Below are 22,960 nucleotides of genomic sequence, written 5' to 3'. Positions count from 1 at the left end.
GTCACCCACACGCGCGCGTGGGCACCGCCCTGCGCTAGTCGTAGTGCCGGACCTCGAAGACGTTCCCGTCCGGATCACGGAAGTAGAAGCTGCGCCTGGCCTTTCCGCGGGCGCCGAAGGAGTCGTGGTCGATGTCCGACACGGGCACCGAGCTCTCCTGGAGTCGGCTGCGCAGTTTCTCGAAGTCGTCGGCGGGCATGGCCAGGCAGACGTGGTTGACCGGGTGGCCCGAGCTGTCGGCGGCGCCCGGGAGCATCCGCATCCGCTCGGCCATGGAGAGCGGCATGAGGTCGAGGATGGTCTCCTCGTTGAGCCGTACCGAGGGGAAGGGCGCTTTGCCCTCGGCGAAGTCGGTGAGCCGCAGCGTTTCCAGGCCGACGGTCTTCTCGTAGAAGCCGGCCGACGCCACGGGGTCGCGTACCCAGAGGACGACGTGGTCGAGACGTGCCGTGTTGTCCGTCATGCACCCCAGGCTCGTGTCGTCCTCGACCCACCGCAAGGGTTTGACCGGGCACGCCGCTCGCCAGGGATGAGGGAAGAACGAACGACAGGAGGCGGGTTCGTGATGCTGGTGGTGTCGGAGGAAGTACGCGAGGCGGTCGACGCGCGTCGACCCGTGGTGGCCCTGGAGTCCACGATCATCGCGCATGGGCTGCCGCGTCCGCGGAATCTGCAGGTGGCGCTGGAGCTGGAGGACGTCGTACGACGGGAGGGCGCCGTTCCGGCGACGATCGCCGTGCTGGACGGGCGGCCCCACGTCGGCCTCGACAAGGAGCAGTTGGAGCGCGTCGCGAACGAGGACGGCATCCGCAAGCTGGGCCACCGCGACCTGCCGCTCGCGGTGGCATCGGGGGTCAGCGGGGCGACCACGGTGTCGGCCACGGCACTGCTGGCGGCGCTGGCAGGGGTGCGGGTGTTCGCCACGGGTGGCCTCGGCGGGGTGCACCGGGAGTGGACGGTGACGCAGGACGAGTCGGCCGACCTGGGGCTGCTGGCGCGGACGCGGATCACCGTGGTGTGCGCGGGTGTGAAGTCGATCCTGGACGTGCCGGCGACTTTGCAGCGCCTGGAGACGCTGGGCGTCGCGGTGGCCGGATACGGCACGGACCGCTTCCCCGGCTTCTATCTGTCCGACTCGGGACATCCGGTGGAGTGGACGTTGGAGAGTCCCGGGCAGGTGGCGGACGTCATGCGGGCGCAGGACGCGCTCGACGGACCGGAGTCGGCGCTGATCGTCGCCAACCCCGTGCCCGAGGAGGAGCAGCTCGATCCCGGGTTGCACGCGCGTGTGCTGGCCGACGCGCTGCACGCGTGCGAGGCCGAGGGGGTGACCGGGCAGGCGGTCACGCCGTTCCTGCTCGACTATCTCGTGCGGCACACCGACGGCGCCTCGCTGAGCGCCAATCTGGCGGCGGTGCGCGGCAACGTGAGGCTCGCGGCACGGATCGCGGCGGCCTGGGCCGGAGCGTGACGACGACGCCGCAGGGGGCGGGATCCGGCGGCGCGCGGGCGGCGGCGGAGACCTCGGGGGGCGGTGCCCTGCTGGTCGTCGGTGACGTGATCACGGACGTCGTCGCCCGGCACCGCGGGCCGCTGGCACCGGGAACCGACACGGCTGCCGCGATCCGCACGGTGCCGGGTGGCGCCGGCGCCAATGTGGCCTGCTGGGCGGCACATTGGGGCTGCCCGGACGTACGGCTCCTCGGCCGGGTCGGCGCGGACGCGGCGGACTGGCACGAGCGGGAGCTGGCCGCGTGCGGGGTGCGGCCGCGGCTCGTGGTCGATCCGCAGGCGGCCACGGGGACGGTGATCTGCCTGGTGGACACGGGCGAAGCGGCCGAGCGGACGTTCCTGACCGACAGCGGGGCGTCGCTGCGGCTGGACCCCGGGGACTGGTCGGACACGCTGCTGGACGGCGTGGCCCGGCTGCACCTGTCGGGATATCTGCTGTTCTCCGAGCCCAGCCGCGCGCTCGTCACGGTCGCGCTGCGGGCGGCACGCGCGCGTGGTGTGCCGGTGAGCCTGGACCCCGCGTCGGCGGGTTTTCTCACGCGACTCGGGGTGGACCGTTTCCTGGGCCTCGTCGACGGTCTGGACCTGCTGCTGCCGAGCCGGGACGAGGCGTGCCTGCTCACCGGGCTCGCCGACGCGTCGGACGCGGCCGCGAAGCTGAGCCGGCACGTGCCGCTGGTGGTGGCCAAGCAGGGCCGGGACGGTGCTCTGGTGGCCCGCTCCGGTGCGGTGTCCGCCCACGTCCCCGCCGTACCGGCGACTCCCACCGACACCACGGGCGCCGGTGACGCCTTCACGGGCGCCTTCCTCGCCGCGCTGGTCGCCGGCGCGGAGCCGGAGGACGCGGCGCGGGAAGGGTGCAGGGCCGGGGCGCAGGCCGTCGAGCGGGTGGGCGGGAGGCCACCGGGGAGGGGCTGAGCCGGGCGCCGTGATCGAGCGGAAGGGTTGAACGGACGCTGTGATCGGGGGGCGACGCACCTCTCGTACCCCCGGCCCCCGGCCCCCGGCCCCCGGCCCCCGGCCCCCGGCAGGTCTATGCCTTGCGTCCCCATGCGGAGATCATCGGGGCCGTGGCCAGGTCCATTCCCCCGGCGGCCACGTTCGCGAGGTGGGTCTCGATGTCCTCGTCCGTGGCGAGTCCGGCGTCGACGAGTCGGCCGCGGATCTGGCGGACGGTGGCGGACTCCAGGGCCGCGCAGTCCGGTGAGGCGAGCGGGAAGTAGGCATCGGCCTCCACCTGGCGCAGGCCCGCCTCGCGCAGCAGTCGGGGCAGGCGGCGGCCGTAGGAGAGGTCGGCCCCGCGGTCGGCGAGGAGTTGGCGGAAGCCGTGCCGCAGGCGGTTGGCGAGGCGCTGATCGGGGCCGTGTTCGTCGGGGCAGACGAGGGGCTGCAGGGCCGGGTCGGCGTCCTCGATCAGGAGTCGGCCACCGGGGCGCAGGGCCGTGACCATCGACCGCAACGCCCGTTCGCGGTCGGGGACGTGGACGAGGACGAGCCGGGCGTGCACCAGGTCGAACCCCTCCCCCGGCGGTTCCTCGGTGCCCACGTCGTGGACGCGGACGTTCACCGGCGGGCGTGCGGCGGCGGCCAGGAGGGAGGTGTCGATGTCGGTGGCGACGACCTTTCCGGTCGGCCCGACCTTCTTGGCCAGCCAGGACACCACGGAGGTGCCCCCGGCGCCGACCTCCCAGCAGCGCCAGCCGGCGCCGACGCCGAACCCTTCGAGGTGCCGGAAGGTCGTGGGGTCGAAGAGCCTGGCGAAGGCGTTGAAACGCTCGGCCGCCTCGCTCTGCCGGTTGTCGAGGAGATACCCGTCGGATCGCGTCATGCCGCGATCATCCCAGTTGCCCCGCTTGCGGCGAGCGGTCGACGCGACGACCGCGACGTCGTACGGGCGAGCCCCGTCGTCCACAGGCGGGAACAAAGCGGAATGCACTGTTCCCACAGGCTCACCCGGCGCTTACGAAGAACTGGCAGACTGGCGCGCCACGACGCAGGAATGCGGCACGGCGCGAACGAGCAGAAGGGGCTGGAGGGCTCCTGACGCGAACGGCGCGTCACGCACGAGGAGATCCACGCGAGGAGATCCACATGTCCATGGCAGGGAATCTGCGAAAGGTCACGAGCCTCGGCAGGGTCGGTGGCCTCCGCAAGGTGGCACGGCTGACTCGACGGCGCCCGCGCGTCGACCTGAGCCACCCGGCCCGCTCCCCTCTGGGCTCCTCGGTGGTGAACTGCGTGAGCTACCGGGACGGTGTGCGGGTGCCGGGAGGCAGCGACCTGGTCGACACGGTGGAACGTGTGCGCAAGAACCGGGACGGCTTCGTCTGGCTCGGGCTGCACGAGCCGACGGACCAGGAGTTCGCGGGCATCGCCGAGCTGTTCGACCTGCACCCGCTGGCGGTGGAGGACGCGGTCGAGGCACACCAGCGTCCGAAGCTGGAGCGGTACGGCGACACGCTGTTCGCGGTGTTCAAGACGGTCTGCTACGTCGAGCACGAGCAGCTGACGGCGACCAGCGAGGTGGTGAACACCGGCGAGATCATGGTGTTCGTCGGCGAGGACTTCGTGATCACCGTCCGGCACGGCATGCACGGCTCCCTCGGCCCCCTGCGTGAGGAGCTGGAGGCCGACGCGCAGCAACTGGGCAAGGGGCCGGCGGCGGTGCTGCACGCGATCGCGGACCACGTGGTCGACGACTATCTCAACGTCACGGACGCGGTGCAGGCGGACATCGACCAGGTGGAGACGGACGTGTTCGCGGAGAGCGGCGCGCGGACCGACCCCGGGCGGATCTACCAGCTGAAGCGTGAACTCCTCGAACTGAAGCGGGCGGTGGTGCCGCTCGCCCGCCCGATCGAGGACCTCGCGACACGGCCGATCCGGGTGGTCGACCCGGAGATACAGGCGTACTTCCGCGACGTCCTGGACCACCTCATGCGGGCGAAGGAGCAGATCGCCTCCTTCGACGAACTGCTCAACTCGATTCTGCAGGCCCACCTCGCGCAGGTCACCGTCGCGCAGAACGAGGACATGCGGAAGATAACCGCCTGGGCCGCCGTGATCGCCGTACCGACGATGGTCTGCGGGGTGTACGGCATGAACTTCCAGTACATGCCGGAGCTGCACTGGAAGTTCGGCTACCCCCTGGTCATAGCCGTGATATCGGCGGCGTGCCTGGTCCTCTACCGCGGGTTCAGGCGCAACGGCTGGCTGTGAGATCCGGGGACGGCGGTCAGCCGGTCGTCGTCCTGGCGTAGACGCCGTGGGCGAAGTCGGCGATCTGGTCCTCCGTCAGGTGCTGGGCCAGGTCGGCCTCGCTGATCATGCCGACGAGCCTCTTGTCCTCGATGACGGGGAGCCGGCGGATCTGGTGGTCGCGCATCTCCCGCAGCACGTCACCGACGTCGGCGCCCGCGTCGATCCAGCGTGGGGTGCCCTTGGCCATCTCGCCGGCGGTCACCTTGGACGGGTCGTGGCCCATGGCCACACAGCCGACGACGATGTCGCGGTCGGTGAGGATGCCGCACAACCGCTCGTCCTGGTCGCTGATGGGCAGGGCCCCGACGTTCAGCTCCCGCATGAGCTGGGCGGCGCGGTCCAGGGTCTCGTGAGCGGGGATCCACTGGGCGCCCCGGTGCATGATGTCTCCGGCGGTGGTCATGGAGTACCTCCCGGTGCCGGGCGGCCGGCGCGGCACGGGACGCACCGCGGAAACCGGCGCCCTACATTCTCGCCGCGGGGCATGAAGGACGCATCCGCTCAGACGGAGAAGACCACGGTGTCGCCTTCACGCTTGATCCACACCACCGAGTCGTGCGGAGCCCTGTCGGGCCCGAGCGTGGCGACACCGGCGAAGTTCTGGTTGCCGGATCACCCGTTCCACGCCGGATGGCGAGGGTCGTCCGCGCGTACGAGTACGTCGGCCGTGCCGGCCGGGTCGGTCTCGGCTTCGTAGCGCTCGTAGGCGGGGAGTGTCCAGTGGTCGGCCTCGGGGGTGCGGCGGCGCAGGGCACCCGGCGAGAGGAGGAGGTGGACGGTCAGGTCGAAGGGGAACCAGTGGCGCAGCAGGAGGGGGCCGTGGAGCAACAGGAAGCCGCCGGGCGGGAGTTGGACGTACTCGCTGCGGGTGGCCCGGTCGGTGGACGGGTCCCACAGGTCGGGCAGGACGCGTCCGTCGGCGCCGGGTTCGAGAGGGCCGAACACCTCGCGCCACAGTGCGCCGGTGTCGAACCAGCCGTTGTAGTAGGCCTCCAGGTCCTGGTGGCCGTACTCGAGGCGGACCGAGGCCGGGCGCAGGAAGCCCCGCGTGCCGACGACCAGGGAGGGGCGGCCGCGTGTGCGCAGGGACTCGGCGACGCGTTCGGCGAGGTCTTCCGGGCGGGCCGCCGGGGCGCCGTCGAAGGCGATACGGGGCCAGGGACCGCCGTCGGCAGGCTTCAGGTCGAGCAGTCGCTCGGCCAGGAGGTCGCCGAGCCGGTCCCAGGTGATCGCTTCGAGTCGCACAGGGCCCATGATGCGTCAGGCACCGATCGGCATGCGTCCGGGCCCGGCGTGGTGCGGAGGGCGGGATTGCCGAGGGCGGGATTTCGAGTGGTCCGCGGATGAGGAGGGGGAAGGAAACACGTATGGCGCACCTCGCGACTTCTCCGCCCCGCACCGGACTTCTCGTGATCCAACCGCTGAAGAGACGCCACTGCGCGGACTGCCAGGCGGGGCCGCTCGGGATGCTCGTGCTCGAAGAGGGAACGCCGCGCTGTCTGGACTGCGCCGACCTGGGGCATCTGGTGTTCCTGCCGCGCGGCGACACGGCGTTGACGCGGCGATCGCGGGAGGAGAGCACGCTGTCGGCGGTCGTCGTTCGGTTCAACAGGCGGAAGGCGCGCTACGAGCGGCAGGGCGTCCTGGTCGAGGAGGCGGGGCTGGCCCGGGCGGAGGAGCGGTGCCTGGCGGACGCGGAGGCGCGGCGTCGGCGCCGGGCCCGGGACGCGCGGCGGCGGGCCGCCGAGGACGTGCGGTTCGCGGAGGCGTTCGCTGCGGAGATACGGCGGCTGTTTCCCGGGTGCCCGCAGGAGCGGGCGCGGGCCGTCGCCGGTCACGCGTCGGTGCGGGGCAGCGGGCGGGTGGGCCGGAGCGCGGCGGGGCGGGCCTTGTCGGAGGGGGCGGTGGTCGCGGCGGTGGCGGCGTCCGTGCGGCATCTGGAGACGCCGTACGACCAGCTGCTGATGAGCGGGGTGCCGCGGCACGAGGCTCGTCGGCGGATCAGGGCCGGGGTGGAGACGGTGCTGCGGAGCTGGCGGTCCGCGGGGACGGGTGCGGAGGCGGGATGAGGGATCGGGAGCGGGACCGGTGGTCGTGCCGGGGCTGGGACGCTCGCGCACGGGCCCGCGTTCCTCGGCCGTGGTCCCGGTGCGTGGAAGGGGCTCGACTTGTGGTGACGGGGGCGCCGGGCGAGGTCCCGGCCGACACGGGGAGTTGACGTTGTGGTGATCGATGGGCCGTACTTCTGGCTGACGGTGCTGGGGGTGCTGGGGACCGGTCTGGTGGCCGGGGTGTTCTACGGGTTCTCGACGTTCGTGATGAGGGCATTGGCGACGCTGCCGCCGGCGCAGGGAGTGGCCGCGATGAACGCGATCAACACGACGGCGGTGAGGCCGGCGTTCATGATCGTGTTCGTGGGGTCCGCGGTGCTGTGCGCGGTGATCGGCGTGGTGACGTTCGTACTGTGGCCCGAGAGCGGCACGGCGGAGCTGCTGGTGGGCAGCGCGCTGTATCTGTTCGGGTGCTTCGGGGTGACCATGGTCGCGAACGTGCCCCGCAACGAGATACTGGGCAGGCTGGATCCGGGCACCTCCGAGGCGGCGGCGTACTGGCCGTCGTACGTGCGCGAGTGGACGTTCTGGAACCACGTCCGGACGGTGGCCTCGGCCGGGGCGGCGGTGGCGTATGTGCTGGCGATCACCTGAGGGCGCCCTGAGGGGTGTGGAGGGCGGGCTGGGCGGCTCCTGAGAAGGCCGGTCGGAAAGCGCTGTCCGCCCACTCTGCGCCGCTGCCCGACCCGTCGTATCGTGGCCGAAAGAGTGCCGCCCGATGACGCACGGCCGCCGTACCCGTACGCAAGGAAACCGGCCATGGCCGATCCCAAGGGTTTCATGACCACGCCCCGGCAGGAATGGCCCCGCCGGCCGGTCGAGGAGCGCGTCCGGGACTGGAACGAGGTCTACGTCCCCGGGGTGTTGCTGCCGATCGTCAACCGGCAGGCAGACCGTTGCATGGACTGCGGCGTACCGTTCTGCCACGAAGCCTGTCCGCTCGGCAACCTGATCCCCGAGTGGAACGACCTGGTCAGCCGGGACGACTGGCGGCAGGCGGCCGACCGGCTGCACGCCACCAACAACTTCCCCGAGTTCACCGGGCGGTTGTGTCCCGCGCCCTGCGAGGCGGGGTGCGTGTTGGCGATCAACCAGCCCGCGGTCACCATCAAGAACGTCGAGGCGGCCATCGCCGACCGGGCCTGGGAACTGGGGCTGGCGCCGCCGCGGCCGCCGGAGCGGCTCTCCGGACGGACCGTCGCGGTGGTCGGCTCGGGGCCGACCGGGCTGGCGGCGGCACAGCAGCTGACCCGGGCCGGCCACACGGTCGCGGTGTACGAGAGGGACGACCGGCTCGGCGGGTTGATGCGGTACGGCATCCCGGAGTTCAAGATGGAGAAGCACCATCTGGAGCGGCGGATCGAGCAGATGCTGGCCGAGGGGACGAAGTTCCGCACGTCGACGGCGGTCGGCCGGGACGTCGGGGCGGCCGAGCTGCGCAGCCGCTACGACGCCGTGGTGATCGCCACGGGGGCGACGGCGTGGCGCGAACTGCCCGTACCGGGGCGCGAGTTGGACGGCATACATCAGGCCATGGAGTATCTTCCGCTGGCCAACCGGGTGTGCGAGGGGGACCTCGAGAGCTCCCCGGTGTCCGCCGCCGGTAAGCATGTCGTCATCGTCGGCGGCGGTGACACGGGCGCCGACTGCCTGGGTACGGCGGTGCGCCAACGGGCGGCCTCGGTGACCCAGTTGGACATCTACGCGCAGCCGGGCGCCGAGCGCGACGAGGACGCCGAGCCGTGGCCGACGTACCCGAAGGTCTACCGGCTGTCGGCCGCCCACGAGGAGGCGCGTGACCTTCGGACGGCGCCGGCGGCGAGCGCGGACGCGCGGCTGTTCGCGGCGTCCACGCTCCGCTTCACCGGGGACGGGGGCGGGCATGTGCGGTCACTGCATCTGGTCGAGGTCGACGCGGCCCGGCGCCCGTTGCCGGGCACCGGGCGGACACTGCCCGCCGACCTGGTGCTGCTGGCGCTCGGCTTCTCCGGGCCGGACCGGGGCGACGGGCTGATCGACCAGCTGGGGCTTCAGATGGAGCCGCGCGGGACGATCAGGCGGGACGCCGGGTTCGCGACGAGTGTGCCGGGCGTGTTCGCCGCCGGGGACGCCGCTCGCGGGCAGTCGTTGATCGTGTGGGCGATCGCGGAGGGGCGGGCGGTGGCGGCGGCCGTGGACCGTCATCTGACGGGGAGTTCCCGACTGCCGGCGCCGATCGGGCCGTTCGACCGGCCGATGGCCGTGTAGCGGGCGGCTGCGGACCCGTGCGGTGAACGGAGCTGCCTCAGCGGCGCCGCTCGTCCGTCCCCGCCACCTTTCCCGTCGACAGCGCCACCCTGTTCCACGTGTTGATCGTGAGGATCAGGGCCAGTACGTGGGCGAGTTCCTCCTCGTCGAAGTGGGCCGCGGCCTCGGCGTAGACGTCGTCGGGGACGCCGCCGTCGGACACCAGGGTCACCGCCTCCGTCAGGGCGAGGGCGGCCCGCTCCTGCTCGGTGAAGAAATGGCGTGCCTCGCGCCAGACGGCGACCATGTGCAGCCGGTCCTCGCTCTCACCGGCCTTGCGGGCGTCGTTGGTGTGCATGTGCAGGCAGTACGCGCAGTGGTTGAGGAGCGAGGAGCGGATCTGGACCAGTTCGACGAGGGCCGGGTCGAGGCCCTCGCGGGCGGCGGCGTCGAAGCCGACGAGGGCGCGGAAGACCTTGGGGGCGGACTTCGCGAAGTCGAGGCGCGTACGGGGCGAACCGGCCGCGGCCGCGGGGCCGGCGGGAACCGTCAGGGATGTCGTGTGCGTCGCGTGCGTCGTCATGTGATCGACCCTACGGACCTCAAAGACCCGCTGTAGGGTGCATTTCCATGGCGAAATCGTGGGTCAATTCCGCGGAGCGGGTCGGGACGGACCTGCATCTGGAGCTGTCCGGGACGGGTGGGCGGCGGGCCGCGCTCATCGCCGCGTTGCGCGAGGCCGTGCGCGACGGGCGGCTCGCGCCCGGCACCCGGCTGCCGCCCTACCGTTCGCTCGCGGCCGACCTGGGCGTCGCCCGCAACACGGTGGCCGACGCGTACGCGGAGCTCGTCGCGGAGGGATGGCTGACCGCCCGGCAGGGTTCGGGCACCCGTGTCGCGGACCGCGCCGCACCGCTGCGGCGCGCCGAACGGGGGTCCGCGAAGGCATCCCCACGCGTGCGTACCTCGACTCCGACCTCACGCACGCGTACCTCGACGCCGACCCCGGGCACACGGCCCTCGACACCGATCCCGGGCACACGTGCCTCGACGCCGACCCCGGGCAAGCGCGCCTCGACGCCGACCCCACCCCCGCACCCCCCGCTGCACGACCTGCGTCAAGGCACCCCGGATGCCTCCGCGTTCCCCCGCGCGGCCTGGCTGACCTCGTACCGGCGGGCTCTCCAGCAGGCGCCGAACGAGGTGTTCGGACCCGGCGATCCGGCCGGGCGCGTGGAGTTGCGGGAGGCGCTCGCGGAATATCTGGCACGCGCGCGTGGCGTGCGGACCCACGCGGACCGGATCGTGGTCTGCTCCGGGTTCGCGCACGCCCTGCGGCTGCTGTTCGGCGGCGGGGTGCTGCGCGGGCCGCTGGCCGTGGAGGCGTACGGGCTGCCCTTCCACCGGGACCTGCTCACGGCCGCGGGCGTGCGGACCGTACCGCTGCCCCTCGACGAACACGGGGCGCGGGTGGACCGGTTGGGGCGGGAGCGGGCCGTACTGCTCACGCCCGCGCACCAGTTCCCGACGGGCGGGCCGCTGCACGCCGAGCGCCGGGCGGCCGTGATCGACTGGGCACGCGCGCGTGGCGGTGTGGTGCTGGAGGACGACTACGACGGGGAGTTCCGCTACGACCGCAAGCCCGTCGGCGCCGTCCAGGGACTCGACCCCGAGCGGGTGATCCTGCTGGGCTCGGTCAGCAAGAGCCTGTCACCGGCCGTGCGGCTGGGATGGATGGTGCTTCCGGAGCGGTACGTCGAGGGGGTGCTGGCGGCCAAGGGAGAGCGTGAGGCGTGGGCGAGCGTCCTCGACCAGCTGAGCCTCGCCGACTTCCTCGCGAGCGGGTCGTACGACCGTCATGTACGGCGGATGCGACAGCGGTACCGGAGCCGGCGCGACCGGCTCGTGGCCGCCCTCGCCGCGCAGGCGCCGCACGTCGAGGTGAGCGGGGTCGCGGCGGGTCTGCACGCGGTGCTGCGGCTGCCGCCCGGCACCGAGCGGTCCGCCGTCAAGGCCGCGGCCTGGCAGGGCGTCGCGCTGGACGGGCTGGCCGGCTTCCGGCATCCGGAGACGGACATGGAGGCCGCAGACGGCCTGGTCGTGGGGTACGCGACGCCCGCGGAGCACGCGTACGAGGCGGCGTTGGAGGCACTGTGCCGGGGGTTGCCCGGCACTGTCTGAAGGGGCGTGGGGGTGTACGTGCCGGGTAGGCCGACCTCCGAACCGGAGGCCGGCCTACCCGGACTTCATCGGATTCCGGTGCGGGACTGGTCGGTTGACACGTGCCACGTGTGGCGCGTGAAGGTCCGGAACCGACGTCTGCCGGCCGTTGCGCACTTCCTGCTGTCGATCTCAACCATTGCCTGATTACCCATCAATTCACAACCACGGAAAGGAAAGCCGATCGAGCGCCGGACCACCGCGTCCGGACCGTCGCGTCACGACAGCAGAAAGTCGGCCTCCCCCGCCTTGGCGCCCTCGATGAACGCCGTCATCTCGTCGGTGGTGTAGATCAGCGCCGGGCCGTCCGGGTCGGTGGACTGGCGGACGGCGATGCGGCCGTCGGCGAGTTTCATGGCCTCCAGGCAGTTGCCACCGTTGCCGCCGCTCCAGGGCTTGTGCCAGCCCTCGCTGCCCAACTCCCGTGCGGGCATGCCGTTGTAGACGTGTTTGCGCGGCTTGATGCGATCCATTCACAGCTCCTTGCGGAGATCCCGGAGGATCTCCTTCGTGCGATGTGCCGTAGCGGCCTGCGCCGCCATGCGGTCCATGACCTCGAGGTGGGTCGCCACCTCCGCGCGCGCGTCCAGGTAGACGGCGCCGGTCAGGTACTCGCTGTAGACCATGTCCGGCAGTTCTGACATGGCAAATCGGAACAGCACGAAGGGCCCGAACGTCCCGGGATGCGGGCCGCTCAGGAACGGCGCGACCTGCAGCGTGACGTGGGGCAGCTTCGTGGCGTCGAGCAGCTTGTCGATCTGGGCACGCATCACCTCCGGGCCGCCGACGGGGCGGCGCAGCGCGGTCTCGTCGAACACGGCCCAGAAACGGGGCGCGTCCGGGCGGGTGAGCAGTTCCTGGCGTTGTACGCGCAGCGCGACATGGCGCTCGATGTCCTCGGGCCGGGTCTGGCCGATGGCGCCCGATCTCAGCACGCCGCGCGCGTAGTCCTCGGTCTGCAACAGGCCGGGGACGAAGTGCGGATCGTAGGAGCGGATGAGGGAGGCCGCGCCCTCCAGGCTGACGTACATGGAGAACCAGCCGGGCAGGATGTCGTGGAACCGCTGCCACCAGCCGGGTTTGTTGGCCTCCTCGGCCAGCTGCACGAAGGTCTCGGCCTCCTCGTCGGAGACGCCGTAGGACTTCAGCAGCAGTTGCAGGTACGGGATTTTCAGGCCGACCTCGGCCATCTCCATGCGGCGCACGGTGGCGGGGGCGACACGCAGGACCTTGGCGGCCTCCTCGCGCTTGAGCCCGGCGCGTTCCCGCAGGTCCAGCAGGCGTCGGCCGAGGACGACCTGACCGACCGTCGGCGCGGACCGCGGCTCGCTCACCCTCCACCTCCTCGCCCCCTGGGAATCCACCAGCATGCTGACAGCCATACGGCGCCATTCGAAGACCTATTCGAAGGATCTGTACGGTTCGGTACCGATCCACGCTGATCTCAACTGGCGCCGTTCGACGTGCTGTTGCGAGCAGTGTGCCACGCCGTTCCACAACGTCACACCGCACTCTGCAATTTTCAGAGTGACACTTGCCAAGTGTTCACGCCGGGGCGATAGTGGCAAGCGTGATTCCGTCCGCGCCCTTAGGAACAGACGCCGCCGCAGGCCACCCCCACAGCCTCGGTGCCGCCCCGGGAGCAGACCCCGCAGGGGTCGCTGCCGAGCGCCGGTTCCGGTTCGAGCTGGCCGCCCATCCGGGCTCTCCCGCGCAGGCCAGACGCATGACCCGGGCGCGGCTGAACGGCTGGTCGGTATGCGAGGACGTCTGCGACACCGCCGCACTGGTGGTCACCGAGCTGGTCACCAACGCCCTCGTCCACACCGCGAGCAGCCTCATCGTCTGCGAGCTGCACGACGGCGAGGACCTGGTGCGGATAGCCGTGCGTGACGAGGGCTGTGCGCCGGGTGCGCCGCATCCGTCGCGGGCTCGGCCCGAGGAGGAGCACGGGAGGGGACTGCTTCTCATCGACGCCCTCTGTCACGCGTGGGGGGCCCACGAACACGGCCCGGGCCTGCTGGTCTGGGCGGAGCTGCCGCGCCAGGCCGACGAGCCGTGGCACGACTGCGGACCCTGCAACGACCTGGGCTGGGGAGCCCGCCCCAAGCCCGGCCCGGCCGGCGGCGAGGACGACGGCGACGAGGCGGACACGCAGCACGGGACGGGGGCCGTGGGGGCCGCTCCGACCGCGCGGCTCCGAGAGGGGGGACGGGAGTGAGGGCCACATCCGGCGGTCAGGTGCTGAGCCTGGACACGCTGGTCCGCCTCAAGCGCGGACTGCACGGCTCGGCCAGGCCCCGCCGGCTGCCCGTGCCCGAGGGGATGGCGGCCCCGCTGGGCTGCGACGCGGTGGCGGTGCCCGCCTGTTTCGGCCCGCTGCTGATGCCCCGGCTGCCACGGGTGGGGTGCGTCTACGCCGATGAGGCGCACTGGTGGTGGCTCGTCCCGTCCGACTCCGACTACGCCCTGGAGTGGCCGGCCCCCGCCCTGTACGCCGCCGGGGCGGTAGTTCCGGACGCCCCGGCGGTCCCCGGCCTGATCCACAAGCCGGACGGCACACTCCCGTACACCCCGCCGATACCGCTGTACCTGGCCCTGTGCCGGGTCACGGGAACGACGCCGACGTGGTCCCGCCCGGTGACCGCCTAACGGGCTGGCGCGCATGGTTGCGTAAACATCGGCACGAGGGCCGCGCGGGTCCGGGCCGGGGTCACCACCCGGCACCGGACCCACGCGGCCCTCGTGCCGCCATGGGGCGTACGCCCGCGCGCCGGGCCTTCCCCCACTCGCGCCCTGCCCTCGCGGACGCCGTCCCGCGATAGTGGCCGTCCGGCGAGGCGAAGGGGGAAGCCGGCGGTGGGGAAAACGCGGGACTCGGACGAACTGGGCGACGCGCGAAGCGCGGAGGAACGGAGCGGGACGCAGGACGCCGGCCCCCGGGAGGAAGCCCGGCGTGCGGAAGCCGGCGCGGGAACACACGGATCCGACGCGCGGGAGGACGCCCGCCCCCGCGGCAGCCGTAGGTGGACGCGCCTCCTCCGTCGGCGGAAGAAGCGCGTCGGTGGTGCGCAGCCCGGGGTGTCGGAGTCCGAGCAGTTGCTGTTCGGCGGGCCGCTGCGTTACGACATGGGCTGGAACCGGCACAACGAAGCGTTCCTGGAGCTGAGTCTGCGGGCCATGGTGACGCGGTTGCCGGAGCTGCTGGGGGCGAGCTGCCGACTGGCCTGGCAGGCGGACCCGCGGGCGGCGCGGGCCGTGCTGGCGGCCGAGGTGGGCCGGGGCGTGGCGCAGGCGGTGGGCCTGCTGGCCGTGAACAGCGTGCTGGGGCGGCTGATCGCGGGGGGCGCGATCGGGGACCGGCTGCGCGACGCCGTACCGGTACTGGCCGTCATGGCCGCCGTGGCCCTGGTCGGGGCGCTGCTGCGGGCCGCGTCCACCTGGGCGACCGGGTGGCTGGAGCCCAAGGTGGAGCGGGTGGCCACCGAGCTGTACCTGGAGCGGGCGGCCGCCGTGGAGCTGTCCGCGATCGAGGACCACGCCTTCCACAAACTGCTGGACACCGCCCAGTACGGCGCCGGATCGGCGCGGCGGATGATCTCGTACGCCACGCGTGTGGTCAGCGCCCTGATCTCGCTGGTCGCGGCGGCGAGCGTGCTGACCGTGCTGCATCCGGTGCTGCTGCCGCTGCTGGCGACGATGACGCTGCCGACCGCCTGGGGCGCGCTGACGAACGCCCGGCGGCGCTACGAGTCCTGGCACACCTGGGTGCAGCACGCCCGGGCGAGCCGCCTGGTCAGCACTCTGCTGACCGAGCCGGAGGCGGCGCCCGAGATCCGGGTGCACGGTGTCGGCCCCTTCCTGCTGCGGCACTACCGGGCCATGGCGGAGACCGCGGAGGCCGAGCAGGCGCGGCTCGCCCGGCTGGCGGCGCGCACCGGGGTGATCGCGTCGGCCTGGACGGGCATCACGACCGTGGCGACGTACGCGACGCTCACCGGGCTGCTGCTGGCCGGGGCGATGGCGCTGTCGGTGGCCGGTACGGCGGTGATCGCGATCCGGACGGGCTCGTCGAGCCTGGACAACCTGGTCGTGGCGGTCAATTCGCTGCACGAGGACGCGCTGTTCGTGGGCGATCTGCAGCGGCTGTACGTGGAGGCGGCCGAACGGGCGATCCCGGTCGGCGGCGCACCCCTGCCCGAGGACCCGCGGGAGATCCGCTTCGAACACGTCAGCTTCAGCTATCCCGGCGAGTCCGCGCGCCCGGCCCTCGACGACGTCACCCTCAGCCTCCCGCTCGGCCGGATCGTGGCCCTGGTCGGCGAGAACGGCTCCGGCAAGACCACCCTGGTCAAGCTGCTGGCGGGCCTGTACCGGCCGGACAGCGGCCGCATCCTGTGGGACGACGTGGACGCGGCGACCGCCGACCGGTACCAGCTGGCCGAGCGGGTGGCGATGGTCGCCCAGGACTTCAAGCGCTGGCCGTTCACGGCCCGCGTCAACGTGGCGATCGGCCGCTCCTCGGCGCCGCTGACGGAGGACCGCATGACGTCCGCGCTCGCCGAGGCCGGCGCCGAGGACGTGGTGGCCGGTCTGCCGCGCGGCCTGGACACCCTGCTCGCCCGCCAGTTCAGCGGAGGGCACGAGCTGTCCGGCGGACAGTGGCAGCGGCTGGGGATCTCGCGGGCGGCCTACCGACGCGGCCGGATCCTGGTCGTGGACGAGCCGACGGCGGCCCTGGACGCCCGGGCCGAGCTGGAGGTCTTCGAGAAGATCCGCGCCCTGGCCTCGTCGGGCCAGACCGTGGTCCTCATCACCCACCGGCTGGCGTCCGTGCGGCACGCCGATCTGGTGCATGTGCTCGACCAGGGGCGGCTGGCGGAGTCCGGCACTCCAGAGGAGTTGCTGGCCGGTGGCGGTATCTACGCGGAGCTGTACTCGCTCCAGGCGGAACAGTTCACCGCGCCGGTGCCCGCCCCCGAGGCGGGCTGACGCGTCTCAGGCGACCGCGTCCGCGGCCGTGTCGCCACGCACGATCACCAGGAACATGTCCGTCGCGAGGTCCATGACGACCTCGGCGGCCAGTCCTTCCAGTCGTCGCGCGTGCGCGAACTCCTCCGCCGGCCACGAGCCTCGCGGCCCACCTGCGGGAAAGCGTTCGAGCACCATTCGCCCGTTCACCATCTCGCACCTCCAGAAAGCGTTGTGCTTGTAGGAGTTAACGCCTTCGGGGGCCGGAAAGCCTCGCTCAGTAGCGGGACTGAGACGTAGTTGACACTTGTTCAGCGCGGAGTGTGAGGATCCCGTAACTTTGCGATCACATTGGTCGCTTTCCGTATCAGTCTTCGTACTCATCGTGATGGCGGACGCGTGCGCCGCCCACAGGCGCCCCAAGAGCCGACGCACGCCCCTTCGGTTCCTCCCAGTCCTCCTGCCGGCCCAGCGCGGTCAGGTCCAGAAGGCTCGTCGTGGAACCGAGCCCGTCGAGCCCGCGCCCGTACGTCGAGTACGTGTGGCAGAGCCGCTCTCCGTCCCGCAGGAAGCAGCTGACACCCGGCCGCTCGACGAGCTGCCCGTCCTGCTCCAGGGTCACCTCGAAGTCGTGATTGAAGTCACCGGCGAAGGACGAGTACCAGGGCAGCGTCCAGCCCATCCGCGCCTTGAACGGCAGGATTTTGGTGTACGGCGCCCGGGAGACGGCCGCGAACGTCGTCCCTCGCGCCCACAGATGCGCCAAATGCCCTACCTGGTCCAGGAACGCGGAGCAGCCGCGGCAGCCGGCGTCCCACTCCGGCGCGAACATGAAGTGGTGGACGACCAGCTGGGGCCGCCCCTCGAAGAGGTCGTCCAGGGTGGCCTTGCCGTCGCCGCCCTCGAAGACGTACTCCTTGTCCACCTCGACCATCGGCAGGCTGCGCCGTTCGGCGTTGAGCGCGTCACGCGCGCGCGTGGCGGCCTTCTCCTTGACGAGCAGGTTCGCGCGCGCCGCGCGCCACTGCTCGCGCGAGACGATCTCCGGAAGCGACATGGCCCCTCCTGTGCAACGGTCCCTTCGGTGTGGTGACCGAAGGCGGAGGGGGAACTCATCGCCGCCGCACGGACTTTCTCGCCCGCTGTCCCGCGTCAGGTCCGGTAGTCCTGGATGCGCCGCCCGTGTCCGCGGTCGAGCAGCGCCGGCATCCGCTCCCCCAACTCCCGTACCACGGACGGCACGTCGAGGGTGAGCAGTTCCCGGTCCCGCATCAGGATCCGCCCGTCCACGATGGTCGTGCGGACGTCGCCGGCGCGGGCGCTGTGCACGAGGGTGGCGGCGAGGTCGTGGACGGGCTGGGCGTGCGGGCCGGTGAGGTCGACGAGCACGATGTCCGCGCGGCGGCCGGGCGCGAGGGTGCCGACGGTGTCTGCCAGGCCCACCGCCCGGGCGCTCTGGAGGGTCGCGTGGTGCAGGGCCTGACGGGATGTCAGCCAGCGTGGGTCGCCCGTGCTCGACTTCTGCACGAGGGCGGTGAGCGTCATCGACTCCCATACGTCGAGTGAGTTGTTGGAGGCGGCGCCGTCCGTCGCCAGGCCGACGGGGATGCCGATCTCGCGCAGTGCGCGGACCGGGGTGGTGGTGGGCCAGGCGAACCTGAGGTAGCCGCGGGGCGCGGTGGCCACCGCGACACGACCGCTCGCGCGCCGCAGGACGGGCAGGTCGCGGTCGGTGATGCCGGTGCCGTGGGCGATGAGCACGTCGGTGTCGAGGATGCCGGTGCGGGCCAGGACCTCGATCGGGGTGGCCCCGTGCTGTTCCAGACTGACGTCGGTCTGGTCGCGGTTCTCTGCGGCGTGGAGGTGGACGGGCAGGCCGTGCTCATGGGCGAGTTCGGCGGTCGCGGTGAGGTCGGCGTCGGTGACGGTGTAGGGGGCGTGCGGGGCGAGGGCGGTGGTGATGCGGCCGGCGGCGCCACCGCGGTGCCGTAGCGCGAAGTCCAGGGAGTCCTCCCGGCCCCGGGGTCCCTGGGAGGAGAAGTAGGCCTGGCCGAGGTGGGCCCGCATGCCGCACTCGTCGACCACCGCGGCGACCGCGTCCATGGCGAAGTAGTGGTCGGCGAAGCAGGTGACGCCGGCCCGGATCATCTCGGCGCAGGCGAGCCGTGCCCCCAGCGCGACGTCCCGCTCGGTGAGGTTGGACTCGACCGGCCAGACGACGTCGTTGAACCACTCGTCGACGGGCAGGTCCTCGGCGACACCGCGCAGCGCGGCCATCGGCGCGTGCGTGTGACAGTTGATCAGGCCGGGCATGGCGACCTGGCCGCGGGCGTCGAGACGCTCGCCGGCGGGGATGCCCTCGACGGCGGCCGCGGTCGTGACCGCCTCGACCACCCCGTCCCGTACGACGACGGCCGCTTCCTCCTCGAAGCCGATCCGTTCTTGATCGTCGTGCACGAGGACGGTGCATCCGGTGATGATGAGATCGGCGGGAGTCTCGGTCATCCCGTCAACGTATGCCGCGGTTGTCGGGGCGCGTGAGCCGAACCGCGCATCCTGGCGTCGCTCTATCGCGGAAACGGCCGGACGAGGATCCTGGGCTCACCCGGCTCGCCCGACGGCTCTGGAAAGGGGCCTGTCATGCTCCTCGGCACCTGGAACCTGGAGAACCTGTTCCGTCCCGGCGACCCCGGCGGCCCCCCGGACGAGGCGACGTACCGGACGAAGCTCGCCGAGCTCGCCGCCGTCGTCACGGAGCTCGATCCGACGCTGCTCGGCGTGCAGGAGGTCGGCGACCCGGACGCGCTGCAGGACCTGCTGGACCTGGTCGGCGGTGACTGGCACAGCGCGCTCTCCAAGCACGAGGACGGCCGGCACATCCGGGTCGGCGTCATCAGCCGCGCGCCCCTGCGGGTGCTGGCCGACACCAACGCCTTCCCGCCGGGGCTCCACCCCGTGCAGGTGAACGACTCCGGCACGGAGCTCTCGGCGGCCGGGCGCGGCTTCCTGGCCGTGGAGGTCACGACGGACGCCGGTCCGCTGCGGGTGGCCGTGGCCCATCTGAAGTCGAAGCTGCTGGAGTATCCGGGGAACCGTTTCTTCCCTCATGACGAGGGTGAACGCGCCCGCTACGGCGCCTACGCCCTCTACCGCCGCGCCGCCGAGGCCGCCACCCTGCGTGCCCTCGCCGACGAGCTGCTGGCCGGGGACGGCCGGGCGCGGGACGTCGTCGTGCTGGGCGATATGAACGACGAGGTGCAGGCGGCGACCACGCAGATACTGCTCGGGCCGCCCGGTTCCGAGATCGGCACCGCCGGCTACGACCGCCCGGACCAGGGCGACGCCGAGCGGCTGTGGGACGTGGCCCCGCTGATCCCGCCCGAGCAGCGCTACTCCCGGATCAACTCGGGCCGACGTGAACTCATCGACCACATCCTGCTGAGCCATCGCCTGGTCCACCGGGTGACCGCGGCCGGCACGGGCCTGCCCGGCGACGGCACCCCGCACCTGCCGTCGGTGGGCCCGGACCCCACGGAACGGCGCGGGAAGCCCGGGTCGGACCACGCGCCGGTGTGGGCACGGGTGGGGCAGTAGCGGCGGCGGCCCCGGCGGTTCAGCCCTCCGTCACCCTGATCTTCGACTGGCCGTGCGGCAGGGCCTCCCAGTCCTCCATGAACCGTGCCCGCAGCCCGTACTTCCCGGCCAGTCGCACCAGCGTCCGCGTCCGGTAGTAGAAGTCCTCCCTCAGCACGTGGTGCTCCTCCCCCTCCGTGCGGTCGAAGGTGAAGTCGAACCAGCCGCCGGGTGCCAGCACCCGCCCGACGTGGGCCAGGCACTCCTCGATGACGTGCAGGGGCGAGTGCGAGAAGACGCTGTGGGCGTGTACGACGTCGAAGTGCGCGTCGGGCAGGAAGCGGAAGGTGAGGTCGCGGACGGGGGTCAGCGTGGGCAGCCGCTTCTCCAGGCCCATCTCCACGATCGTGTCCTGGGCGGCGAAGAGGATGTCCGGTGAGATGTCGATGCCGTGGTAGTGCCCGGGCTCCAGGTGCCGGATGAACCGCCAGCCGCCGCGCAGGTTGCCGCAGCCGATCTCCAGCATGCGGTGCTCGGGGCGCAGTCCGTGGCCGACGAGGTAGTCGAACTGCATCGCGCCGAGTGCCAGCCAGCGTTCGCGGGTGCGGCTGCCGACGGCGGCGTCCGGGCTGTCGCGGGTGTCCGAACGCATCACGGCCCGGTAGTAGTCGACGTGGTCGGGGTGGCGGTGACTCAGCCACAAGTCCCGTGCGGCGCGGGCCAGATGGCGGGGCACTCGATCGGGGTGGCGCAGTGCGTAGCCGAGGCGATGGCCGAGGGCGGCGCGGTTGGCGGTGAGGTTCCTGGCGGGCATGGTCCGGCCTTTCCGAGGCGGTGGAGCAAGGGGCTGCCGCAAGCCTCGGTGCGGGGACGGGACCTCCGGATCGGCCGACAGCAGCCGTCCGCCGGTCGGTTCGGGCGAAGACGATGTCAGCCGATCGGTTGATGCGGGACGGGATCGGCCACGTTAGACACGAACCATGGAGAACACCGAAGGCCGGGGCGCGGGGAACGCCGACAGTCCGGACAGGCGAGGCAACGCCGACTGTCCGGGCTCGGGGAGCACCGGGGCCTCCGATGCGGACGAGCGGCGTCTGGCCGGGGTCGTGCATGCCGCGTTTCTCCTGCTGCTGGGCTCCTCCTTCGTACGCTTCCTCAGCCGCGACCAGGCGGGGTCCCGTACCGCCTGGGTGGTGGGGCTCTTCGTGGCTTTCGCGCTGCTGTACGCCCTCGGCCACCTCCTCGCCCCGCCCCCGCGCGCCGGGACCCCGCCCAGCGCACGCCATCTGGTCTGGCTGGCATCGGTGTCGGCGCTCTGGGTGGCCCTGCTGGCGCTCGCGCCGAGCGCCACCTGGTGTGCGATGCCGTTGCTGTTCGCAGGCCTGTACGCGCTGCCGCCACGCGTCGCGGTGCCATTGGCCGCCGTCCTCACGGCGTTGGTGGTGGTGTCCGAAGTCCGGGCGTCGGAAGGGCCGTTGAACCCCAACATGGTCGTGGCGCCGATCGCCGTCGCCGCGGTCGCGACGGCTGTCTTCGTCCATCTGCAGCGGCAGGGGGCACGACAGCGCGCGCTGATCGACGACCTGGTCCGCACGCGCCGCGACCTGGCGGCGACGGAGCGGCGCGCGGGCGTCCTGGCGGAGCGGCAGCGGCTGTCGGCGGAGATCCACGACACGCTCGCGCAGGGCCTGTCCAGTCAGGGGATGCTGCTGCAGGCCGCGCAGCGCGTGTGGGCGACGGACCCGGAGACGGCCCGCGCGCATGTGCGCGAGGCGGCCGGCGTCACCGCCCGCAGCCTCGCCGAGGCCCGCCGTTTCGTCCACGACCTCGCCCCCGCCGACCTGGCCGGACAGTCCCTGCCCGAGGCCCTCGCCGCCCTCGCCGAGCGGGAGAGCGGCCCGGGCCTGACCGTCGGCTTCCGCCTCGACGGCAACCTTCCCGGCCCGCTCCCCGAGCGCACCGAGGCGGCCCTCCTGCGCATCGCCCAGGGCGCGCTGGCCAACGTACGGGAACACGCCGCGGCGACCCGGGCCGCACTGACCCTGACCTGTCTGGACGAGCAGATCTCCCTCGACGTCGCCGACAACGGACGGGGCTTCGATCCGGCCCTGGCAGCCCTGCCGGCCCCACCCGCCCATACGCCCCCGGCAGCCCTGCCGGCCCCACCCGCCCTTCCGGTCCCGGCAGCGGTGCCGGGGCCGGAAGGGGTGCCGGGGCCGGAAGGGGTGCCGACCTCTGCCGCCCGGCCGACCGCCGACCCCGGCCGGACCCGCGGCCACGGGCTGCCGGCCATGCGCATCCGGGCACGCCAGTCGGGTGGCACCCTCACGGTGGAGTCGACACCGGGCGAGGGGACGGTCGTGACGGCTGCGATCCCGCTGGCCCCGAAGGAGGCCGCCGTATGAGCACGGTGCACGACGCGACGCCCTGCGACTCGCCCCCGGAGCCGGCCACGTGAGCGGGCCCGTCCGTCTGCTGCTCTGCGACGACCACGCGGTGGTCCGCGCGGGGCTGCGCGCGTTGGTGGCCAGCGCGGAGGGGATCGAGGTGGTCGGTGAGGCGGGCAGCGGGGAGGAGGCGCTCGCCCTGACCGCCCGGCTGCGCCCCGATGTGGTCCTGATGGACCTGCAGCTCGGCGACGGCATGGACGGAGTGGCCGCGATACGGCAGCTGACGGCAGGTCAGTCGCCGCCGCGTGTCCTGGTGTTGACGATGTTCGACACCGACGCCGACATCACCCGGGCCATCGAGGCGGGCGCCACCGGTTACCTGCTGAAGGCCGAGCGCCCCGAGGAACTCTTCGCGGCGGTGCACAGCGCGGCCCGTGGCCGTACGGCTCTGTCGGCCCCCGTCGCCGACCGTCTCCTGGCCCGGATGCGCAGCCCGCACCCGGTGCTGTCCGCCCGTGAGCGGGAGATCCTCGGCCAGTTGGCCCGGGGCCTCGGCAACCGGGAGATCGCGCGGGCGCTGTTCATCAGCGAGGCGACGGTGAAGACCCATCTCGGGCGGATCTACGGCAAGTTGGGGGTGGAGACGCGGGCGGGCGCGGTGGCGGTGGCGAAGGAGCGGCGGCTGCTGGACTGACG

Annotated in this window: 24 protein-coding genes; 13 read left to right on the top strand and 11 right to left on the bottom strand. The window is 72.4% G+C overall.

Features of this window, described 5'->3' with window-relative positions:
• Positions 1-34 precede the first annotated feature (34 nt).
• Positions 35-463 (bottom strand): VOC family protein, encoded by a 429-nt coding sequence (locus ACQF4J_RS34080; protein ID WP_427167560.1) that lies wholly within the window; start codon positions 461-463, stop codon positions 35-37.
• A gap of 102 nt (positions 464-565) precedes the next feature.
• Here ACQF4J_RS34080 and ACQF4J_RS34075 point away from each other — a divergent pair, with 102 nt between their 5' ends.
• Both ACQF4J_RS34075 and ACQF4J_RS34070 read left to right on the top strand, forming a co-directional pair.
• Positions 566-1,471 (top strand): pseudouridine-5'-phosphate glycosidase, encoded by a 906-nt coding sequence (locus ACQF4J_RS34075; protein WP_351798781.1) that lies wholly within the window; start codon positions 566-568, stop codon positions 1,469-1,471.
• Positions 1,468-2,430 carry a carbohydrate kinase family protein gene (locus ACQF4J_RS34070; protein WP_427167559.1) on the top strand — a complete coding sequence of 321 codons (963 nt, stop codon included), beginning with the start codon at positions 1,468-1,470 and terminating at the stop codon, positions 2,428-2,430. The genes ACQF4J_RS34075 and ACQF4J_RS34070 overlap by 4 nt, the downstream gene beginning before the upstream one ends.
• Positions 2,431-2,545: 115 nt before the next feature.
• Here ACQF4J_RS34070 and ACQF4J_RS34065 read toward each other — a convergent pair whose 3' ends face one another.
• On the bottom strand, positions 2,546-3,340 hold the full coding sequence (locus ACQF4J_RS34065) for a methyltransferase (RefSeq protein ID WP_351561792.1): 795 nt from the start codon (positions 3,338-3,340) through the stop codon (positions 2,546-2,548).
• A gap of 263 nt (positions 3,341-3,603) precedes the next feature.
• Here ACQF4J_RS34065 and corA point away from each other — a divergent pair, with 263 nt between their 5' ends.
• On the top strand, positions 3,604-4,731 hold the full coding sequence (gene corA, locus ACQF4J_RS34060; protein WP_351561795.1) for a magnesium/cobalt transporter CorA: 1,128 nt from the start codon (positions 3,604-3,606) through the stop codon (positions 4,729-4,731).
• Between the two features lie 16 nt (positions 4,732-4,747).
• Here the strand turns inward: corA and ACQF4J_RS34055 are convergent, their stop codons facing one another.
• Complete coding sequence (locus ACQF4J_RS34055; protein ID WP_351561798.1) at positions 4,748-5,176, bottom strand: CBS domain-containing protein; 429 nt, start codon at positions 5,174-5,176, stop codon at positions 4,748-4,750.
• 209 nt (positions 5,177-5,385) lie between these two features.
• Positions 5,386-6,027 (bottom strand): uridine kinase, encoded by a 642-nt coding sequence (locus tag ACQF4J_RS34050; protein WP_351561801.1) that lies wholly within the window; start codon positions 6,025-6,027, stop codon positions 5,386-5,388.
• Positions 6,028-6,140: 113 nt separating this feature from the next.
• On the opposite strand from ACQF4J_RS34050, the gene ACQF4J_RS34045 reads away from it, so the two are divergent.
• The 3 genes from ACQF4J_RS34045 (at position 6,141) to ACQF4J_RS34035 (ending at position 9,131) form a co-directional block, all read left to right on the top strand.
• Positions 6,141-6,842 (top strand): DUF2293 domain-containing protein, encoded by a 702-nt coding sequence (locus ACQF4J_RS34045; RefSeq protein ID WP_351561804.1) that lies wholly within the window; start codon positions 6,141-6,143, stop codon positions 6,840-6,842.
• A gap of 156 nt (positions 6,843-6,998) precedes the next feature.
• Positions 6,999-7,478: a DUF1772 domain-containing protein gene (locus ACQF4J_RS34040; RefSeq protein ID WP_427167558.1), complete on the top strand. Its 480-nt coding sequence runs from the start codon at positions 6,999-7,001 to the stop codon at positions 7,476-7,478.
• A 165-nt stretch (positions 7,479-7,643) separates the two neighbouring features.
• Complete coding sequence (locus ACQF4J_RS34035) at positions 7,644-9,131, top strand: glutamate synthase subunit beta (RefSeq protein WP_427167557.1); 1,488 nt, start codon at positions 7,644-7,646, stop codon at positions 9,129-9,131.
• Positions 9,132-9,168: 37 nt separating this feature from the next.
• Here the strand turns inward: ACQF4J_RS34035 and ACQF4J_RS34030 are convergent, their stop codons facing one another.
• Positions 9,169-9,693, bottom strand: a complete 525-nt coding sequence (locus tag ACQF4J_RS34030; RefSeq protein WP_351561812.1) for a carboxymuconolactone decarboxylase family protein — start codon at positions 9,691-9,693, stop codon at positions 9,169-9,171.
• 47 nt (positions 9,694-9,740) lie between these two features.
• Here ACQF4J_RS34030 and ACQF4J_RS34025 point away from each other — a divergent pair, with 47 nt between their 5' ends.
• The gene (locus ACQF4J_RS34025; protein WP_427167556.1) at positions 9,741-11,291 is read left to right on the top strand and encodes a PLP-dependent aminotransferase family protein; all 1,551 of its coding nucleotides are present in this window, start codon (positions 9,741-9,743) and stop codon (positions 11,289-11,291) included.
• A 257-nt stretch (positions 11,292-11,548) separates the two neighbouring features.
• Here ACQF4J_RS34025 and ACQF4J_RS34020 read toward each other — a convergent pair whose 3' ends face one another.
• Both ACQF4J_RS34020 and ACQF4J_RS34015 read right to left on the bottom strand, forming a co-directional pair.
• Complete coding sequence (locus ACQF4J_RS34020) at positions 11,549-11,803, bottom strand: DUF397 domain-containing protein (RefSeq protein ID WP_058925966.1); 255 nt, start codon at positions 11,801-11,803, stop codon at positions 11,549-11,551.
• A complete protein-coding gene (locus tag ACQF4J_RS34015) occupies positions 11,804-12,664 on the bottom strand; it encodes a helix-turn-helix domain-containing protein (RefSeq protein WP_351561818.1) in 861 nt (286 codons plus the stop codon).
• Positions 12,665-12,891: 227 nt separating this feature from the next.
• Between ACQF4J_RS34015 and ACQF4J_RS34010 the strand changes: the two genes are divergently transcribed.
• From ACQF4J_RS34010 to ACQF4J_RS34000, 3 genes are all read left to right on the top strand, one after another.
• Entirely contained in the window at positions 12,892-13,551 is a 660-nt protein-coding gene (locus ACQF4J_RS34010) for an ATP-binding protein (protein WP_427167555.1), read from the top strand.
• Positions 13,548-13,982: a hypothetical protein gene (locus tag ACQF4J_RS34005; RefSeq protein ID WP_351561823.1), complete on the top strand. Its 435-nt coding sequence runs from the start codon at positions 13,548-13,550 to the stop codon at positions 13,980-13,982. Before ACQF4J_RS34010 ends, ACQF4J_RS34005 begins: the two co-directional genes overlap by 4 nt.
• A 477-nt stretch (positions 13,983-14,459) precedes the next feature.
• Positions 14,460-16,322 carry an ABC transporter ATP-binding protein gene (locus ACQF4J_RS34000; protein WP_351798786.1) on the top strand — a complete coding sequence of 621 codons (1,863 nt, stop codon included), beginning with the start codon at positions 14,460-14,462 and terminating at the stop codon, positions 16,320-16,322.
• 6 nt (positions 16,323-16,328) lie between these two features.
• On the opposite strand, the gene ACQF4J_RS33995 is transcribed toward ACQF4J_RS34000, so the two are convergent.
• From ACQF4J_RS33995 to ACQF4J_RS33985, 3 genes are all read right to left on the bottom strand, one after another.
• A complete protein-coding gene (locus ACQF4J_RS33995; protein ID WP_200704200.1) occupies positions 16,329-16,514 on the bottom strand; it encodes a hypothetical protein in 186 nt (61 codons plus the stop codon).
• 154 nt (positions 16,515-16,668) lie between these two features.
• Complete coding sequence (locus tag ACQF4J_RS33990; RefSeq protein WP_427167554.1) at positions 16,669-17,358, bottom strand: DUF899 domain-containing protein; 690 nt, start codon at positions 17,356-17,358, stop codon at positions 16,669-16,671.
• Positions 17,359-17,453: 95 nt separating this feature from the next.
• Complete coding sequence (locus ACQF4J_RS33985) at positions 17,454-18,806, bottom strand: amidohydrolase (protein WP_427167553.1); 1,353 nt, start codon at positions 18,804-18,806, stop codon at positions 17,454-17,456.
• A 135-nt stretch (positions 18,807-18,941) separates the two neighbouring features.
• Between ACQF4J_RS33985 and ACQF4J_RS33980 the strand changes: the two genes are divergently transcribed.
• On the top strand, positions 18,942-19,895 hold the full coding sequence (locus ACQF4J_RS33980) for an endonuclease/exonuclease/phosphatase family protein (RefSeq protein ID WP_427167552.1): 954 nt from the start codon (positions 18,942-18,944) through the stop codon (positions 19,893-19,895).
• A 19-nt stretch (positions 19,896-19,914) separates the two neighbouring features.
• On the opposite strand, the gene ACQF4J_RS33975 is transcribed toward ACQF4J_RS33980, so the two are convergent.
• Positions 19,915-20,688 carry a class I SAM-dependent methyltransferase gene (locus ACQF4J_RS33975; protein ID WP_351561834.1) on the bottom strand — a complete coding sequence of 258 codons (774 nt, stop codon included), beginning with the start codon at positions 20,686-20,688 and terminating at the stop codon, positions 19,915-19,917.
• Positions 20,689-20,854: 166 nt separating this feature from the next.
• On the opposite strand from ACQF4J_RS33975, the gene ACQF4J_RS33970 reads away from it, so the two are divergent.
• Positions 20,855-22,279, top strand: a complete 1,425-nt coding sequence (locus tag ACQF4J_RS33970; RefSeq protein ID WP_351561842.1) for a sensor histidine kinase — start codon at positions 20,855-20,857, stop codon at positions 22,277-22,279.
• 49 nt (positions 22,280-22,328) lie between these two features.
• Complete coding sequence (locus ACQF4J_RS33965; RefSeq protein ID WP_351561845.1) at positions 22,329-22,958, top strand: response regulator transcription factor; 630 nt, start codon at positions 22,329-22,331, stop codon at positions 22,956-22,958.
• Positions 22,959-22,960: the final 2 nt, after the last annotated feature.

The organism is Streptomyces sp. C1-1, from assembly GCF_050214755.1.
Classification (GTDB): Bacteria; Actinomycetota; Actinomycetes; order Streptomycetales; family Streptomycetaceae; genus Streptomyces.
The sequence above is the reverse complement of the archived record's forward strand: the minus strand, read 5'-3'. Positions and strand labels throughout refer to the sequence as shown.

What these genes read in the sequence shown, in the direction of transcription:
- ACQF4J_RS34025 (WP_427167556.1), top strand. Translation starts at nt 9,741, where the DNA reads ATGGCGAAATCGTGGGTCAATTCCGCGGAGCGGGTCGGGACGGACCTG.
- ACQF4J_RS34030 (WP_351561812.1), bottom strand. Translation starts at nt 9,693, where the DNA reads ATGACGACGCACGCGACGCACACGACATCCCTGACGGTTCCCGCCGGC.
- ACQF4J_RS34035 (WP_427167557.1), top strand. Translation starts at nt 7,644, where the DNA reads ATGGCCGATCCCAAGGGTTTCATGACCACGCCCCGGCAGGAATGGCCC.
- ACQF4J_RS33970 (WP_351561842.1), top strand. Translation starts at nt 20,855, where the DNA reads ATGGAGAACACCGAAGGCCGGGGCGCGGGGAACGCCGACAGTCCGGAC.
- ACQF4J_RS34020 (WP_058925966.1), bottom strand. Translation starts at nt 11,803, where the DNA reads ATGGATCGCATCAAGCCGCGCAAACACGTCTACAACGGCATGCCCGCA.
- ACQF4J_RS33985 (WP_427167553.1), bottom strand. Translation starts at nt 18,806, where the DNA reads ATGACCGAGACTCCCGCCGATCTCATCATCACCGGATGCACCGTCCTC.
- ACQF4J_RS33995 (WP_200704200.1), bottom strand. Translation starts at nt 16,514, where the DNA reads ATGGTGAACGGGCGAATGGTGCTCGAACGCTTTCCCGCAGGTGGGCCG.
- ACQF4J_RS34050 (WP_351561801.1), bottom strand. Translation starts at nt 6,027, where the DNA reads ATGGGCCCTGTGCGACTCGAAGCGATCACCTGGGACCGGCTCGGCGAC.
- ACQF4J_RS34080 (WP_427167560.1), bottom strand. Translation starts at nt 463, where the DNA reads ATGACGGACAACACGGCACGTCTCGACCACGTCGTCCTCTGGGTACGC.
- ACQF4J_RS34045 (WP_351561804.1), top strand. Translation starts at nt 6,141, where the DNA reads ATGGCGCACCTCGCGACTTCTCCGCCCCGCACCGGACTTCTCGTGATC.
- ACQF4J_RS34000 (WP_351798786.1), top strand. Translation starts at nt 14,460, where the DNA reads ATGGGCTGGAACCGGCACAACGAAGCGTTCCTGGAGCTGAGTCTGCGG.
- ACQF4J_RS33980 (WP_427167552.1), top strand. Translation starts at nt 18,942, where the DNA reads ATGCTCCTCGGCACCTGGAACCTGGAGAACCTGTTCCGTCCCGGCGAC.
- ACQF4J_RS34055 (WP_351561798.1), bottom strand. Translation starts at nt 5,176, where the DNA reads ATGACCACCGCCGGAGACATCATGCACCGGGGCGCCCAGTGGATCCCC.
- corA (WP_351561795.1), top strand. Translation starts at nt 3,604, where the DNA reads ATGTCCATGGCAGGGAATCTGCGAAAGGTCACGAGCCTCGGCAGGGTC.
- ACQF4J_RS34065 (WP_351561792.1), bottom strand. Translation starts at nt 3,340, where the DNA reads ATGACGCGATCCGACGGGTATCTCCTCGACAACCGGCAGAGCGAGGCG.
- ACQF4J_RS34075 (WP_351798781.1), top strand. Translation starts at nt 566, where the DNA reads ATGCTGGTGGTGTCGGAGGAAGTACGCGAGGCGGTCGACGCGCGTCGA.
- ACQF4J_RS33975 (WP_351561834.1), bottom strand. Translation starts at nt 20,688, where the DNA reads ATGCCCGCCAGGAACCTCACCGCCAACCGCGCCGCCCTCGGCCATCGC.
- ACQF4J_RS33990 (WP_427167554.1), bottom strand. Translation starts at nt 17,358, where the DNA reads ATGTCGCTTCCGGAGATCGTCTCGCGCGAGCAGTGGCGCGCGGCGCGC.